Annotated in this window: 13 protein-coding genes and 1 pseudogene; all 14 read right to left on the reverse strand. The window is 41.5% G+C overall.

The window, feature by feature from the left end:
* Positions 1 to 30 precede the first annotated feature (30 nt).
* Positions 31 to 777, reverse strand: coding sequence for an adenosylcobinamide-GDP ribazoletransferase (locus FTU02_RS03430; RefSeq protein ID WP_180155812.1), 747 nt, complete (start codon positions 775 to 777; stop codon positions 31 to 33).
* A complete protein-coding gene (locus FTU02_RS03435) occupies positions 774 to 1,397 on the reverse strand; it encodes a histidine phosphatase family protein (RefSeq protein ID WP_180155814.1) in 624 nt (207 codons plus the stop codon). The genes FTU02_RS03430 and FTU02_RS03435 overlap by 4 nt, the downstream gene beginning before the upstream one ends.
* On the reverse strand, positions 1,398 to 2,450 hold the full coding sequence (gene cobT, locus FTU02_RS03440; RefSeq protein ID WP_180155816.1) for a nicotinate-nucleotide--dimethylbenzimidazole phosphoribosyltransferase: 1,053 nt from the start codon (positions 2,448 to 2,450) through the stop codon (positions 1,398 to 1,400). It abuts the gene before it with no gap.
* Entirely contained in the window at positions 2,447 to 2,968 is a 522-nt protein-coding gene (cobU, locus tag FTU02_RS03445) for a bifunctional adenosylcobinamide kinase/adenosylcobinamide-phosphate guanylyltransferase (RefSeq protein WP_180155818.1), read from the reverse strand. The genes cobT and cobU overlap by 4 nt, the downstream gene beginning before the upstream one ends.
* The gene (locus FTU02_RS03450; RefSeq protein WP_373684195.1) at positions 2,965 to 3,639 is read right to left on the reverse strand and encodes a 2'-5' RNA ligase family protein; all 675 of its coding nucleotides are present in this window, start codon (positions 3,637 to 3,639) and stop codon (positions 2,965 to 2,967) included. The genes cobU and FTU02_RS03450 overlap by 4 nt, the downstream gene beginning before the upstream one ends.
* A gap of 190 nt (positions 3,640 to 3,829) precedes the next feature.
* Positions 3,830 to 6,001, reverse strand: coding sequence for a bifunctional mannitol-1-phosphate dehydrogenase/phosphatase (gene mtlD, locus FTU02_RS03455; RefSeq protein ID WP_180155820.1), 2,172 nt, complete (start codon positions 5,999 to 6,001; stop codon positions 3,830 to 3,832).
* 235 nt (positions 6,002 to 6,236) lie between these two features.
* Positions 6,237 to 7,457 (reverse strand): MFS transporter, encoded by a 1,221-nt coding sequence (locus FTU02_RS03460; protein WP_180155822.1) that lies wholly within the window; start codon positions 7,455 to 7,457, stop codon positions 6,237 to 6,239.
* A gap of 111 nt (positions 7,458 to 7,568) precedes the next feature.
* The gene (locus FTU02_RS03465) at positions 7,569 to 9,836 is read right to left on the reverse strand and encodes a TonB-dependent receptor (RefSeq protein WP_180155824.1); all 2,268 of its coding nucleotides are present in this window, start codon (positions 9,834 to 9,836) and stop codon (positions 7,569 to 7,571) included.
* Positions 9,837 to 9,851: 15 nt separating this feature from the next.
* Positions 9,852 to 11,123 carry an MFS transporter gene (locus FTU02_RS03470; RefSeq protein ID WP_257232752.1) on the reverse strand — a complete coding sequence of 424 codons (1,272 nt, stop codon included), beginning with the start codon at positions 11,121 to 11,123 and terminating at the stop codon, positions 9,852 to 9,854.
* Entirely contained in the window at positions 11,099 to 11,491 is a 393-nt protein-coding gene (locus FTU02_RS03475) for a hypothetical protein (protein WP_180155828.1), read from the reverse strand. Before FTU02_RS03475 ends, FTU02_RS03470 begins: the two co-directional genes overlap by 25 nt.
* Entirely contained in the window at positions 11,488 to 12,120 is a 633-nt protein-coding gene (locus FTU02_RS03480) for a GNAT family N-acetyltransferase (RefSeq protein WP_180155830.1), read from the reverse strand. Before FTU02_RS03480 ends, FTU02_RS03475 begins: the two co-directional genes overlap by 4 nt.
* A gap of 54 nt (positions 12,121 to 12,174) precedes the next feature.
* Positions 12,175 to 13,833: pseudogene (locus tag FTU02_RS03485) on the reverse strand (IucA/IucC family siderophore biosynthesis protein); the annotation flags it as partial.
* Between the two features lie 176 nt (positions 13,834 to 14,009).
* Positions 14,010 to 15,467 (reverse strand): lysine N(6)-hydroxylase/L-ornithine N(5)-oxygenase family protein, encoded by a 1,458-nt coding sequence (locus FTU02_RS03490; protein ID WP_180155834.1) that lies wholly within the window; start codon positions 15,465 to 15,467, stop codon positions 14,010 to 14,012.
* Positions 15,460 to 17,244 (reverse strand): IucA/IucC family siderophore biosynthesis protein, encoded by a 1,785-nt coding sequence (locus FTU02_RS03495; RefSeq protein WP_180155836.1) that lies wholly within the window; start codon positions 17,242 to 17,244, stop codon positions 15,460 to 15,462. Before FTU02_RS03495 ends, FTU02_RS03490 begins: the two co-directional genes overlap by 8 nt.
* Between the last annotated feature and the right edge of the window lie 181 nt (positions 17,245 to 17,425).

The following is a 17,425-nucleotide window of genomic DNA, read 5'->3' on the forward strand; positions in this document are numbered from 1 at the left end:
ATGATGATTTAAACTGTTTCATCTGTAAAACTATACAGCTAAATAATGTATTGCTATGACAAACGCTAAAAGACTCGACACTTCTGTGATTTCAATCGCGGCACCAATTGTATCTCCTGTCACACCACCTATACGCTGAATAAATTTCCATCGTAAATACAATAAAGTACAAATAAATGTAAGAATACTGACCACTCCAGTCCAGCTAAAATACAAACATGCACTTAGGCAGAGTATAAAGACTAGGTATGCCGACTTTCGTGGAATAGTTTCTGCTATCGATGAGCCTAAGCCTTTTTCGCGAACATACTGAGTTGTTAAAAACAAAAATAAAGGGGCTAAACGTCCCAAGACTGGAAATACAATTAATGCCAAATACATTTGCTGTTGTAGCAAAACATAAAGTGCCGACCATTTGAGTAAGCAAATCACGACGAGGCTCAAAACACCGATCGGCCCACATGCAGGGTCTTTCATGATTTTTAGTGTACGCTCGGCATCACCAAAGCCACCGACCCACGCATCTGCCGTATCAGCTAAACCATCTAGATGTAATCCACCTGTGAGCCAAATCCAAACTACCAGCAAAATACTACTGAGTAAGATAATCGGCAGACTATGCAATGTAAAAGCAAGCAAGGCAAGAATGCCACCGATCAACAATCCCACCGCTGGATAAAACAATAAAGACTGTCCATTTTGCTGTTTCGAGGGCATCGCTTTAAGTTGAATCGGAAAAGTCGTGAGAAACTGTAGAGCAATCCAAAAAGGTGTCATTCACTTTGCTCCAAAAGACGGATATTTGCGCGATTTTGAACAAGAAATGAATTTAATTGTCCCAATTCGGCAGTCATTTTTAATAAATTATCTAAGTGACTATGCTGTGCCATACATTTCAATAATTTAATCACGCCACCATGGGAAACCAATAAAACGCGGTGCCAATGATGCTGTTGAGCCTGCAAAACTAGCTCATCTAGACCGCTTAATATCCGATGTTGAAATTGCTGAAGACTTTCAGCATTCGGTGGCGTAAATGTACTTGGACTTTGCCAAAACTGTGCGAGTAACTCTGGGGTGTTTTCATAGATATGCTTGGTTGATACTGCTTCCCAATCGCCAAAATGCATTTCTTGAAACTTCGCATTTTCAAACATTGGACGTTCAAGTTGTTGAGACAGTTCCAAAGCAAATAAACGGCAGCGCTGTAAGTCAGAAGTAATGATGACATCCCAGCTCGCTAAACCGTGTGTATGAATGACGTTCAATACATCATCTATGGTCTGCTGCATCTGCTGCCAACCTTTTTGCGTCAAAGCATCATCTGTAGAGCCACGTAAGGTATGGCTCAGTTCAGTCTCACCATGACGCAATATATCTAAACGGAAATGTTCCATTTAAACTTTTTCACCAATCACAGCAGCTTGTGCAAAAGTCGCCATGTTGTTATGTAAACGACATGCCAAACGAATTAAACCCAAGGCCGCACCGGCACCGCTGCCTTCACCTAAACGTAAATTCAACTTTAAGAGTGGTTCAGCTTCAAGGGCTTGAAGTAAACGCTGGTGCCCATATTCAGCCGATTGATGACCAAAAAGCATCCATTCACGTACAGCTGGATTTAAACGAACAGCGACCAAGGCAGAAACCGTACTAATAAATCCATCCACGACCATTGCTAGCCCCAATTGCGCACAGCGAATGTATGCTCCAACCATTGCGGCAATTTCCAAACCACCTACAGCACATAGAGCTTTAAAGACATCTTGGCCGACATAGTCCTGATGTAAAGCCAAGGCCTTATCAATCACTTGTTTCTTATGTGCCAATTGTTCAGCACGAATACCTGTACCAACACCTGTCAGTTTTTCGGCCGGCTCATTAAATAAAAAACATGCAACAGCAGAAGCAGAACAGGTATTGCCAATGCCCATTTCCCCTGCGACATAAATTGACGCACCTGCAGCGATAGCATCTTCAACACTTTTACGGCCAAGATTCATCGCTTCAATACATTGTGATTCGCTCATCGCAACAGTTTTAGCAAAATTTGCTGTACCCGCTGCAATACAGTAGCGCTCTACCCCTGCATATTCATAAGCTTCGCCTACCGAACCACAGTCAATCACTTGTAGTTTGGCTTGATACTCACGTGCAATGACACTAATACATGCACCACCTGTCGTGAAGTTTTGTAGCATTTGGCGTGTGACAGCTTGAGGATAGGCCGAAATATTTTCTTCCATCACGCCATGATCACCTGCAAAGATGGTGATCCATGGGAAATCGATATTAGGCTGATCCGTGTTTTGTAATGATGCAAGTTGCACCGCTACATTTTCAAGTTCTGAAAGCGAGCCCGTAGGTTTAGTTAGCTGTAACTGGTGATTTACCGCCTGTTGCTTAGCTTCGATACTCGGATTTTGACAGGGTTCTTGCCACCAGTTCATGCTTTATCTCCTTTTAAGATTATTGGAAAACCTGCAACACAAAACACCACATGGTCAGCAATTTGACCAATTTGTTGATGTAAGCGCCCAGATTCATCGACGAATTTTCGACTGATTTGTCCCATGGGAACAACGCCTAGTCCAGTTTCGTTACTGACTAAAATAATGTCTGACTTTAATGTTGGCAGCACCGTAAGTAATTTTTGGCATTGATGCTGTTGAAAGTCTGCTTGTTCATGCAGCAATACATTACTCATCCACAGCGTTAAACAATCGATAAGAATGGTTTGATGAGCTTGGTCTATTTCAACTAAGCGATCGGCTAAATACAAAGGCTCTTCAATCAGCCCCCAATGTTCAGGTCGGTCCGCTTGATGATGCTGAATTCGCTCCTGCATTTCCCCATCATATGCTTGTGCTGTAGCCACATAGATGACGGCTTGAGCACTTTCTTTGGCTTTTTGTTCTGCAAGTCGGCTCTTACCTGAACGTGCCCCACCCAAAATAAAATGAATCATGACTGTGTCATCTCTATATTTTGTCTGAACTGATGTTGATAATAAGGACTTAATGCCCCTTGTAGTACTTGAGCCTGATAATGACCAAAAGTCAGCTGCTCACTTTCAAAATCAAAGCTGTGCTGTTCAATTTGTTGGATTCTTTCAAAAATATCATCGCTATTCCATGCCTGTTTATACAAGCCCAATGTGATATGCGGACAATATTCGATTGGTGCAATTTCATTCGAACTTAAATTCAAAGCTTGACGTAGATGCTCTAACTTACGCTTTAAATCCACAATTTCAATAAACAACGCGCTTTGAAAGCTATTGATCTGACCTGTACGTAACCGAATATTAGATAGCGATAACTGTCGAAGTTGTTGTTGGTGCAGTGCCAATTCATCTGCTGAGAAATTATCATTCCATCGTTGTTCAGAATGATCGATTAATTGGGTTTTATTCAGCTCTTGAAAAAAACCACAAATAAACACGGTAATATGAAATTGGCGCGTATTTGGCGTGTATAAAAGATCTGAAAACTGCGCTCGAAGTGCTGTGAGATACGCCAATAATTCAGGATCCTGTATTTCTATATACCACAAAGCATAGTGCTGACGACCTTGATGCCAATCGGGATAATCCTGATTGAGCGTCGGTACGACTTGCATTGAGGGTTTTAAAAACACAGATAAATCACTTTAAATTTAATCCGCTTTATTAAAGCATGAATCAAAACAGACTTTGCCCAATTTTGATTTAGTAATATTCATTTAAAGCTGAAATTCATTCATCTAAAGCTTCTTTGTAAGAAAAAAATGCCGAGTCATACTCAGCATTTTGATTCAATATACATTGCGCACAGATAAGCATTATATTTTAGGCAAATTTCGCAGTATCTTTCTGATCTTGCGTTACAGCATGGTTTTTCCAAGATGTAAACTGCTCTGTGGACTGATCAGAAAAATGCTGCAATTGCGTCATTACATTGGCCTCAATCTGTTCAATACGTTCCAGTTGTTCAAGCTCGTTGGTCTTTTTCAGTTCTGAAAATTGCAACCGGATAAAGTTGATAGCCTGATCCATCGTACATTGATTTACACTCACGGCATACATCAAACCATAGACAATCCCTTGTTGTAGATGTGTTGTCTCAAGTCCATATTTCACATTGGTCGCCAACGAGCCCAACACTCGTTCATTAATTGCAAGTTTACGTAAAGGATCTCGTGCCACACGCGCACACGGATCTTTATACGCATGTTCACAAGAGTTTATAAAGCTTTCTGCCAGTCGTGTTAAATCAAAAGCACGATTAGGTAAGCATCGTGCTAAACCAGCCTGCACCTCGTCAATGAGTTCATGCATAAATTGATCAACACGATGATCTGCAAGTGCCACACCTATGGTTTGATGATTGAACAGTGCAGATTGCCAAGCCAACATGGCATGTACGCCATTCCATAAGCGATTTTTGATTAGCTGAATATCTTCAATATGATCGACCAAAATCATTTGACGCATTTTTTCTAACAAAGGACTGTTATTTTCTACATAGATCGGCATGTCAGATTCTGCGTTAAATAAAATTAAATCCATGCTTTGCAATATATGACTTGGGTGGAAATTTCGGCGCATATCCTCAACATATAAAGTGGCTTGACGTTCCTGATCAGGATTTAATTTCGTCGCATCTTCTAAGTCTAATTGAGCATTCACTTCAACTTCATCTAATTGAAATTGTTTGAAGATATTATATTTTATACGGAGCTGACGATATAAGTTTTGGTCACTTAACTTAGATACCATGCGGTTGACCACGGTATCGCAAAAATAGTGTTGTTGCATGATTTTCTCTGCAACAACCGCTCCAGCAAGCTCAGTTAAAGCCTGTTTTAAATGTAACATTAATAATTGTTTTGCTCCGACTTTGTTCAAAATGATCAGCATCGTTAGAGGTTCGATGGCTTTCTCATCATGTGCAATATGTCGTGCATACAGGCCTTGTGCAATGGTTTTGGCCTCTTCTGCAATCGCTTTTTCAGGCAAACAGATGGCAACCAAACTTGACTCTGTGTACATCTCTTGCATCTGCTGAATATTTTCAGCATCAATGACTGCCATGTTTTCAATGCGTTCGTCATAAGACAATTGACCATAGCGAATACAATAGGTACCAAATGCATTGACCGCAGAGCGATATAAAGGGTTACGAGTCGATGCATAGATTTTTTTCGGGCGTGTATAACCATCCCAATGCGACAAAATTTGTGCTAAATAACCACCACCAATCGCCCCAAAACCATGAATACCAACAGTGAGCTGATTAAGGGTTTGTGGAAAAGCCTCTTGCACATGCGGCATCTCTAAATGCGCAGTGAACGGGTCAAGTTCCGTCAAACAGTCATACATACATTCATAATAATATTTGGCTTTGGACAGCATGTTTTGATTGGGCGATTTAATATCTTTAAACAGTACGGTAATACCGCCAGCCTCAAAGGCCGAAGTCACACCATTTTCCGAGTCTTCAAACATCAAACAATCAGCAGGATTTAAATTCAGCTTTGCGGCAGCACGCATGAATATTTCAGGATGTGGCTTACCATTTTCAACTTCATCGCCACAGACTAAGACATCAAAGAACTTATACACATTGGCATTGATGAGATATTCTTCTGCGATTGCACGGCGACTCGATGTTGCCACGGCCATCCTCAGTCCTGACTTGCGTAAGCGTTCTAATACTTGAACCAAGCCTTTTTTGATCGGTACACCAAACTGACGAACATGCTCCAGTTCTAATTCATCTGCGCGTTTGCGAATATCTGCGTATGGAATGTTTTCATCATATTCGGCTTGGGCCAATCGATGCGCGCTTTGTGCACTTAGCCCCAAACAATTCATGAGATATGATTCGGAAAACTCAACACCGGTCAATTCAAGAGATGCCTGTTTCAATGTTTGAAACCGTAAACGTTCAGTATCAAACATTGTTCCATCCATATCAAAAATGGCGCCCAGAACCAAATCATTATTAAATTTAAGCATTTAACCTCCGTTATTTTTTATGTGAAAAGAATAACGGAGAAAACTATTGATTCAGTACTTTGAGAATTAATGAAACAATTGTGATTATTTTTTAATCAAAGTGCTTGCTCTAAACATCTATTTTGTAAGATCAATCACCAATCAAGTAACATCATGTAATCAAAACCCACTATTGTCAGGATAGTCCTATCTTCACACCGACCTATTGAAGTAAGTATACAAGTCTCTGCATATTTCACTCAGTTACTCGCTTCACGGTTTGAATTTTGGTTTGAAATAAAAAGAATACGATTAAACCAAGCATCACTAAAAATAAAAAATAATACGGAAATTTTTTGTGCCACTGGTATAAACCCGTACTAATCAATGGCCCAACAACAAAGCTTAAAGCCTGAGTGGCTGTACACCAACTTGCCACCTTGGTCTGTAACGCACTGGGCGCCGTTTGCGCTGCACCCGTTGTAAATGCAGGGATTAAACACGCAACCGAGATACCATATAAAAGATATGTAGCTTGAAATATCCGTAATTCAGTGGTGAAAACCGAAATCAGCAAGGCTGCTACCATGCTAAACAGCCCAACCCACAGTAAGCGATATACGGACCAATTTAAATACTTAGAAATCAGCGTTTGCATAACCACCAAAGCGATACCCACGACGAGAGAACACTCTGCAAAATGCACTGCACCTTCTGCAGCAGTCATATTAAAGCGGTCTTGAATATAAAACCCGGCCGTTAAATTTACGGTCACGATAGCAAGATAGAGACTAAAACCTAACATTAACCATGGATAACATTGCTGAATGCTCAAATCCGTAGATGCTGCCTCATGCTTTTCTGTCACTAGCTTTTCAACGCTATGCTGTTCGGTATGTCGATCAAAGCTGAATACCAAGACCACAGAAATCAACGCTAAAATAATGATTGCAGCCCACAGCGGTGTCATGATTCCACCAAAACCCAGCAGCAAGGTTGTTATAAATGGCCCTATGATTACGCCTGCACTGTTTAATGCACCAAATTTTGACATCGCTTGTGAACGCTGCTGCTCATTGTTAAAACGAGTCATCACATAAGTTTGCAAGGCAATCTGTGGCATCGCCATAAATACCCCAGTGGCTGCACGTGACAACATTAATAAACTAAACAGCAACAACATCCCTATCTGAACAGAAAGGCCATACATCAACACTGCAGTAAATAGCCCCCATGTCACAGCCATGCCCACAAAACCGATACTCAAGAGTTGATAAATCGAAAACTTGGATTGATTTTTTGAAATGTAAATCGCACCGATAGCCATCAGCAGCGCACCGACGGAAACCATTGCTCCGCCTTGTAGTTCAGAAAGCTTTAACTCTCGAACCAATGGCGCCAACAGCGGCAATATCATCGAGAAACTTGCACCATTGGCAAGACTGGCAGCAATAAACAGTTTGTTATTTCGATCCATTATTTTTGTTATCCATTTTTAATGGCTACGTTATAAACAATAGAGGTGACTTAAGCCACCTCTATTTTGTAAGTCACGATACCGTGCTTTAAACCCGATTCAGGATTTAAATTAGTATTTCACCGTATAACTTAAACCGTAGGTACGACCTTGAGCAGCTAGGCTAGAAATTGGGCCATAGACAGTTTCAACCGACTGGCTGTATACCGATTTATAATCCGTATTCCACACGTTGTAGACACCAAAGCCCACATTACCCGGTCCTACTTTTGCATTGGCAATCACGTCCATCGTTGCAAAGCCTTTAATTGCCGCTGCTGGAGCAGATCCATATTTCACAGTGTCTTTTTGGGCTTTGTCTGTACCGCCAATCGCTAAAGCTTGAACACGTAGGCTCATGTCATTATCAAATTGCCATTCTGAAAATGCTGTTCCTTTTAAAGGTGCTACACGAATAGCATCCAACTCTTGCCAGTCACCTTGGGTATTTTTAAATTGGCCCGTGGTATATGCAACGGTGCCTCCAACCGTCCAATTCGGTTGAACTTCATAACTGGCATTGGCTTCGACACCATAGATACGTTCATCGGTATCAATAACATCAATGGTGTAATTCGGCGCACCGAATTTCAGGCTCTTGTCTGAGTCATTATAAAAAGCCGTCACACCGGCATTTAAACCACCGGCATTTTGTACACGCCAACCGAGCTCATAGTTATTGACTTTAATCGGGTCAATGGTTTGGCTATTAATCACAGAATTTGCTGGCACATCACGCAGCATACGTTGCACATCGGGCAAGTTTGAACCTTGTGAGAAATTGGCAAACACTTGCTGTGCATCTGTTAAGTGATACACCGCACCAACATTAAACAGCGTTGCATCATGTTTCACTTTACCGCCATTCAGTGTTTTCGCCACATAACCTGGGGTTAAATCTGCGGTAATGGCTTCCATATAAGGCACAGATGAATCGACATCACTCTCTACCCGCTCATGGCGAATGCCGGCTTGTAAACCAAGACGGTCGGTTAATTCATATTGCGCTTGGGCAAATACCCCAAGTTTTTCTGTTTCAACATCAGGGCCAAAGGCATAATAGTTAAACGGCTGATAACTCAGACCATTACTTTGAATAAATGTAGCACTGTCATACATTTGGATATTTTGTTGATCTTTTTCCTTTTCATAGTCCACACCATAGGTTAGCCCCAGTTCACGACCATTTAAGTTAAGATCTTTTTGTAGTGCAACACGTGCGCCTAACACATCAATATCGGTTTCTGACTGATACACCAAGAATAGTTCAGGGGCCATTTGACGTGCAGATGGGAACCAACGTGCTTTTTCATTTCGATAATAGGTTTCAGCGTTTAGACGGTGGCCTAAAATATCTTGATTTTCATATTGTGCGTTGACGCTATAACGTTCAGTTTGTGGTTGTTCAGCAAGTTGTAAGCCCTTTACTGCATTTAATGACAACGGCAGCTTGCCACCCACGGGCTGTGAGCGCAGCGCATTTAAATTTGGACCATAGTCAGGTCCATAATCACTATCTTGCTCATCATTATAATATTGCGCACCGAAACTCAGCGTTTGACCATCGGCAATTTTCCAACTGACACGACCATTTAGATCTAAAGTGTCGGTATCTTGACGGTCTGTTTGTGCAATTTCAGGCCCAATACGGTTGCCATGACTATCCTGTATTTCGCCACGTTTGGTATAGCTTGCACCTAAAGTTCCGCGTAAATTGCCTTGATTAAAGTTCATGGTTTGTGCAGCTTCATAAGCTAGAGCATCAGACTTAAAATTATTACCAGAAGTGACACCGACTTTCGTTTCAAAACTCAGCGGTTCAGATCCACCTCGTTTGGTGATGATATTGATAATACCGCCTGTTGCACCTGAACCATAAATACTACTTGCACCAGAGACCACTTCAATTCGTTCAATCATCGACGGGCTAATACTCGCCAGTTGTCGAGATCCATCACGATATCCCGTTTGCGGCACACCATCGATCATGTATTGCACCACACGTCCACGCATGGTCATCCCATAGTTAGACGTTGTACCACTCGATGGAGTCAGTGATGGCACCAATAAACCGACAATATCGGCTGTGCTTTTACCTGCATTGGCTTGTTTTTCAATTTCTTCTTTAGGAATGCTGTACACCGTACCTGCAATATCGGCAATGCTTTTCGCAGAACGAGTTGCCGTCACAACAATCGGTGCCATTTTAGTAGCTTCTGCAGTTTGTGTTTCAACTGCAGTATTTTGTGCAGTGTCTGTCGTGACGTCTTGCGCATAAAGCTGAGTGCAAATTGCTAAGCTGAGACAAGTCAGTTGCATCGGTAGAGCTAAACGTTTCATATTCTTTTCCATTTCTTAGAGTTCCGATTGAGTCGGAAGAGTTTGAGTTTTTAAATTTTGTATTTTTAAAACAATGCGTTGACTAAGTAAGACACTGATTACTGAGCCGATTGCCAATACCAAGTAAAAATGTCCATAGCCTAATGATTTTGCGAGAAAGCCTGAAAATGCACCGCCAATGAAGTAAACGAGCAATTCAAAGCACACTAATATGGTGAAATCGGTACCCGCCTGTTCTTTAGAACTAGTCTGCATGAAATAGGCATAGAGTGATGTCATGGCGATATAACGAATGGCTAGCATCAACACGACAAATAGACCTAAAAGCAGATGCCATTGATTCAACCACCCCAATACAACGGCTGCCCCAATGACGGCATATAGCAATGTACGTAACCAACCTGCCCAGACCAACAATTGCGTCGCTTTGATTTTTTTCAGCATTACAGCTGCACTAACGGCTGCAATTAGACCAATACCGGCACCGACCACAGACATCAACACGCCGATCTGAGACAGTGACCATTTTTGATCGATCAACATGGGATTCAGCATTGCCATAGCGGGTGCTTCCACCACGCGATAACAAACTATGAGCAGCAAGGCCCAACGAATCTCAGGTCGTTTAAACGCTTGTCGTAGGCTTGGTTTGGCTTTTGCAATTTGAGTTTGTGGTTCTTCTTGAATAAAAAACACAGCAAACATGGTTAAAAATGTCAGCAGCGCTAAAGTTGTGAGCGCTGACTGCCAACCCCAATATTGGTAAATCCATAAAGTTGCAGCGCCACCAAGCATGCTACCGACGGCCACCCCAATACTCTGTGCCATACTGCCCAGACGGTAATTGCCTTCGGTAAATTTCTCTACGGTATAACCATCAATCGCAATATCTTGCGTTGCCGCAAACGCTGAAATCCATAAACCAACAATGACAAATAAAGTCAGCCCATAAGAAAACTGCGTAAAGGCTAAAACCAATACCCCCAGTACCAATGCGATTTGCGTAAATAATAGCCATGTTTTACGTTTACCGAGTTTTTTGACATAGAGCTGATCGATCCAAGGCGCCCAAAAAAACTTGAATGCCCATGGAATGTAAAGCAGCGATAACATGCCAATCCAACGTAAATCTACCCCTTGATGTCGTAAAATAGCAGGCAAAGCCACATTGTAAAAATACAAAGGCAATGCATGTGCTAAGTACAAAATGATCACGACGCTCAAACTCAGGACTGAAATTTGAGATGGTGAAATTGCATGATTTAATTTTCTTGAGTGTTGTTGCATATCCACCTCTGCACTGCCCATTGCAGCGCATCAGACTGTTCTAATGAAACGTAATAAGGCACACGCCACGCTGCATGCAGTGCGGGTGTATTTAAACGTTTGAAGTCATTTGGATCTTGCGCAATACGCACCAGACCCAAACAATATTGAAAAAAGAGATGTTTAAACTTCTTGTACCAAACGGCCTGTATTTGCCGATATTCTTCGGGAAAAGTCGTTCCCTCAGCCGTTTGCATTACCAAAACAAAGGGCTGACTTTTCAGAAAAAAGCGCTCAACTTGAGTCAACCATTGTTCAAACTCTTCCACTGAAACATGCGCTGAAAAGCGCATGTCCAGTATGTGCATGTGGGTGCAGCTGTAACTCATGACACCGCCTTAGCTAGTTGCTGATGCTGAAATGCCTTGGAGTCGTTTAAGTAATGACCAAATTTTGCATAAAAAGTTTCTCTAAAGCAGTAATACAACATGGCGGTCTTTTCAGGCATTGGGATTAGGCGCTGCGCTTCATAGCACATGTCTTTAACCACAACGGCATAAGGCTTCACACTATGATCAGGCTCTCCCACAATCTTGGCTGATGCGGCATTTTCAAAGATATAAAAACTCAATAAACGCATGACGGGACGTAAATAGCCTTTACCAAAAACGGACTTTTCACCAAATAACAAATGCCAACCTAGATCTAGCTCGTCACCGTCGTAGTACAAACCTAATCGATCCCGTTTTCCCTCGTAAATCTCTGTGTAGCCCACATCTTTACCGTTTACCCCTACGATCAAAATTCGGTGATGATCATCTGCCAGCATTTTTTCGTAATACACTTTTAGTTCAGTTTCTGACTTATTGAGTTGCCACTGTGGAATCACATGCGGTTCATGCATCCATTTATGAACCAAAGCCATATCTTCTGGATATTGCATTTGTCGTAAGTAGTATTGCGTCTCATTCTCATGGTATTCATAAAAATCAGGTAGTTGTCGTGATAACGTTGTCATGATCTCGTCCTTTAAGTTTGTTTAATATTTTCTGTTCTTAGCTCAAAAATCTGCTTATGACGCAATACGGTTGGTTGTCATTTTCTGCTTAGCAGTATGCAGTTGTTTCGCCCACTGATTTAAAGTGTTTGGACTTACAGGGTTTGCAATTGGATCTAAAAATACAGGTACCGGTCGTTCTGCTTCGTCGTTATAACTGGTGGTAAACAGTCGAACGCGGTTCAGACAAATTTTCTCGAAACGTGGACGGAACATACTGAATTTTTCAATACGATCTGCCAAATCAGGATGCGCCTGATGAAATTCATCGATCACGCTGGAGATGGTCTGCCAAAATTCAAGTTCTGTATGCTCTGGATAATCTTTAAGGAAGACATTACAGATATAGCGGTAATGCACCATGAATAAACCTGTAAAGATAAAGTGACTAAGTTCTTCAGCAGGATGGCGCAGTAAAATTTGCCCTTCAGGTGGTAAATTTTCGAGTTCAGGAAAATCTTCATCAACTAAATTGACATCATCAATAAAGTCCTTCAGCACCATTTTTTTCGGTAAGCCATTTTCATGGATCAACATGGTGTTTTCACCGTGCGGAGAAAAAGCTAAACCATATTTGTATAAGCAAATCAGTAGTGGTGTTACGCAGACTTCAGCAAAACGCTTCAGCCATTGCAAAGGCGTCAAACCTGAAGCCTGAATCAACACATATAAAATAGACTGACCATTTAGATCTCGATGTAACAATGCGGCTTGGGAAAGTGCCATCTCATGTTCACCAATACATGGCTCTACACTTTCACGCCATAAGCACCCAAACAATTCTTTAAATTGGTAAGGCGCACCGTCTATCTGATCAAAACACGGCTGTTGTAATGTGAGACTTGCAACTTCGCCTAAAAATGCTACCTGTGTTTTTTGCAGGTCTACATCTTGACGTTGTAAGTCCTTCAGCCAAGCGGTCACCGCAGGTGCAGCCAAATTTCGTTTTGAAGGCAAACCTCGATAGACCGCGGTATTAAAGATACTGACGGGTAACTTCACATAATGCCGTTCAGGATGACTGGTATTGCATAAAGTACGAATTGATTGCATTGGCACATAGTCGTCTTGTCCAATTTCCAATTCGACAATGCGCTGATCAACGATTTCATTGGCATAGGTCGGGATTAACCACTGATGCCATTGCCATGCATGTACAGGAATAAAGAAATACTCAGCAGCATTTAAGGCTTTGTCCGCCAATTGCTGTTGAAAATCGTGTAATTGCGCAGAATTCAATTCATGGCGATATAAGCTTTGCGCATCCCAAGCCTCGGTCGAACGAAACTCAGCTAAATCACGATGAACAGCTAACCACAGAACTTTGACCGTTGGAGAAATTTCTGGTGCGGAGCTTAAATAATCATCATAGCCAAAACCCATACGGCCTTTACTCATAATGAGCCAGGGGTGTCCACGTAACATGCCTTCAATTTGATAGTGCGGTGCTGACAGCACAGCCTGACTTAGCAATCTCTGTTCATCAAAAACATGTGCTTCAGCCAACCATGTATTGTTCATTTCTTTAATCAAATAAGCCTTGGTAAATGGTTTCACCTCAGCTTGATTTGAAAAAGCACGAATAAATTCATGCAGATTCCATGCGGGCTCTGTTGTCGATTCACTTAACTCTCGAACGCTCCCTTCAACAATACGCCAATGCCCAAGCAGAAACTGTGTCGCTTCAAATTGATACGTTTTGTCATCCAGTTTAAGTTGCCAAGTGTTATTTTCCACTGGCTGAATCTGAATAATTTCTTCATATAAAAATTCAGCAATCGCCATTTCAATCAGTCTTTGCCCTGCACGGCGCCACTGCGTTTGATTTATCTGTAATTTTGCAAATGTCATTATAATTTCTCGAGTTTAACCGTATTCTGTTCTTGCTTATTCGGCATGGTCGTATTGCGGTTCATTGCGTAGTTGGCAATGGTTTTTTTAACGGATAAAGGTCTTTGGATATTGGTTGGCGCTGATTTCTTCACAATGCCCATACTGTGCATTTCAGCATTTTCATTGGGTGAAAAATGTTGGAAACTTTGAGCTTGATCACCTAAATCGTATAAGTCAAAACCCAATAATTGATTGGCAATGATCGCTGCACGGTGAGCACCCAACCCTAAATCAGGAGTCCCGACACCGTGACTGTGCATTTCCTGATTTTGAACAAAGATCTCCCCAACAGCGTCATGCTGTACGCGGTAGTCCTGACTGATTTTCCAGCGACCGAATTCATCACATTGAATCAGTGGTTTTAGATATTTGAGATATTGCCACTCTGGACTGTGATATCCCGTTGAAGCCACGACAAAGTCCGCATCCAGATAGAATTGTTCTGCCGTGACTTTATGCTGAAACTGCAAACGGATGCCCGCACCATGAGGCTCGGCATCGACCAAACCCACCTGAGCATGTAAATGCGTCTGTTGAATATTTTGACCAATGGTCCGGTGATATAGTTTTTGGTAAATATCACGGATGGTTTTTGCACTGATGCCCTTATATAACAAACTTTGTTGCTTCAATAGTTCGGCTTTATTTTCAGGACTTAGTTGATAAAAATGCGTAGTATAATCCGGACTAAAATACTCTAAACCAAGCGGCGCATATTCCATCGGGAAAAACCCATTAGAACGGGTCAGCCAATGCAATTTAAACTGCGCTATTGTCGTCTGATCCTGCAAATATTGACGATCAAACAGATCCATAAAGACTTCGGCCGAAGACTGGCCTGATCCCAGTACAACCACATTCCCTTTCAAGTGATTTAACGCTGCATTGCAATAATTTGCAGAATGTAAGCAGCGCTCTGGATATTGCTGTTGTATGTCTTTTAGACACTGTGGTAAATGCGGAACATTACCCGAACCAATGACCAAATTTCGGCATTGATAACGTCTAAAACGTCCATCTTGCTCAACCATGACTTCAAAGCCTTGCTCTTGGGCATAAATGGCTTTTACGGTTGATTGATATTGAATATGCTCTAGTTGGTCTGCAACCCATTGACAATAATGGTTATATTCACGTCTAGGAATCTGAGCTTGTTCTAAAAAATAGAATTTGTATAAACGCTGCTGCGCCTTTAAGTAATTTAAAAAACTAAAAGGACTGGTTGGATCGACCATGGAAACCAGATCGGCCATAAACGGCACTTGCAGTACTGTATTGGGCAATTGCATACCCGCATGCCAGTCGAACTGTGGTTTCTTTTCAAAAAATTGATACTGCAAATGATTTTGCTTATGTAGCAAACTCGCCAAACTGAGGTTAAATGGCCCTAAGCCTATCCCAATAAAATCAAGCATATTGCACATCCGTCTGTTCCACACATAAAGGATTTGGCAACTGTACATAAACCGATTGCTGATCGACTGGGGCAATCAATTCATCCAGTTCATACAAGCGCGTCAACAGATTACCCTTATACGGCAAGGTCGGCTGATAAAGTAATAAATGAATCAATGAACTTTCTGGATATGCCCGATGTAAGTCCAACAGTTCATTTTGCAATATCGATATCAACACTTGCTCTGTGACATATCCAGTTGCACCAATTGCATTGATAATGCCGAATAAAGTATTACCAAAGAAATAATAGCTAAAGCGCTCATCGACAAAGGCTTTGGAACCCACGGCTTGCGCTTTTTCTTGCAACTCTGGAAATGCGCTTAAGACCTCACCTGCAAGTTCTTCGATATAGTAAAAGCCTTGATTGTCACGCAGCCATAGATATTTAGGCATTGCATGTTCAAGCTCAAGTAAGACATTTTGCTGATGTGATTCAAAGGCCATTCCGTATTGATGGTACAAATACATTAATGGTTTTAGACTGATAGCTAAGAATTGTTTAAACCAATTGATCGCAATGGCGCTTTGATCAAGTTCAGGTTGTTGTTTTGCGATTTGTTCGAATAGTGCATTAAAACGGTTTTTAGGCTGTGCAGGATGATCTTGGCACAATGACGCAATACAACTCACCTGCTGCTTTTCACTGAAAGGCTGATCACGGAAGATGCAAATAGTTTCATCGACGATTTCATCATCTATGCTCAATGCCATCCAAGCAGGATCATTCACCGCTTTGAGCGTTGGGCATTGTTTTAAAATACGTTCACCGAGACTTGAATGCCAAAGTCGATGGGTCATTTCACCACGGTGGCATTCTTTGGCAAGATTAACTCGGATTGAATTGGTGATCATTACAGATAGTGATGGTTTCAACATCCACGGCGCTGCAAAACTTGCCATAGTGCGTACCGAAGTTGTTGGTGAAAATGCCCAACCTTTCTCGCCAAAATCGATAATTTTTAATTTGGTTTTTAAGTTTTTAAACCATGCTTTTGACTGTAAATAACGTGCTTGCCAAGGATGCAAAGGCAATAACTTATAATGTGAATAGGCATTCAGTAGTGCTTGATCAGTTTCTGATAAATGCCATTGCAATTCGCTTTTCAATTGCGCTGATACAGCTTGATCTAAAGCTGAACCTTCTTGAATATATTCTGGAGCTACCAACCAATAATGCAGTTGGCTGAGACCTTTGGCTTCTGGCGAATACCTTTCCCAATCTTCATGCACAAAACCGACCCGACTTTTCGGTGCAGGATGCATGCTGTGCCCTAAAATTAAAGCTTGTTCCGATTCAATGAAACTTTGTTCCGCTTGGACTAAAGCCTCAAAATCATGTTCACGCAGTGTCAAAAATTGAGTTAGCGCTTCACGACTTTCGATCCAACGCTCTAATAATGTTGAAGCATCCAGTGTATGACCTGACTCTTGTACGAGCTGTTCAAGTAATAAACTCGCTATCGCGGTGATACTAAATGACTGTTTCTGTCCTTTATTAAAAACGTATGGGATATCTGCAAGACGATGTCTACCAACAAGGCTGACATAAGATAGTGGTACAAATAACTGTGATTGAATGCAATCTAAAGGGATGCATAACAACGTCAAGCCTTGGCTAAACGTCAATTGTGATGAATTCTGTTGATACTTTTCCAGTAAAATACCTTTACCGGTTTCTTGTGAGTATGCATTGACAAGATGCTGCATCGCCAAGCGATTAGCAAGCTCTTTCATCTGACCATATCCTCTATTTTTAAGCTTTTCCAAGCTTTGTCATGTAATTATGTTTCTTTAACTGTGCAAGTAATGCTTAGTACGCTGGCCAGCGTGAAACTATGTTAATGATAATCATTATTGTTAATAATTGCATTTTTGTGAAGATTTGCTACAGGATTGAAAATTTAGTCTTATCTCT

Origin of the sequence: Acinetobacter sp. YH12045, from assembly GCF_013419925.1 — a bacterium.
In the GTDB taxonomy this organism is placed as follows: Bacteria; Pseudomonadota; Gammaproteobacteria; order Pseudomonadales; family Moraxellaceae; genus Acinetobacter; species Acinetobacter amyesii.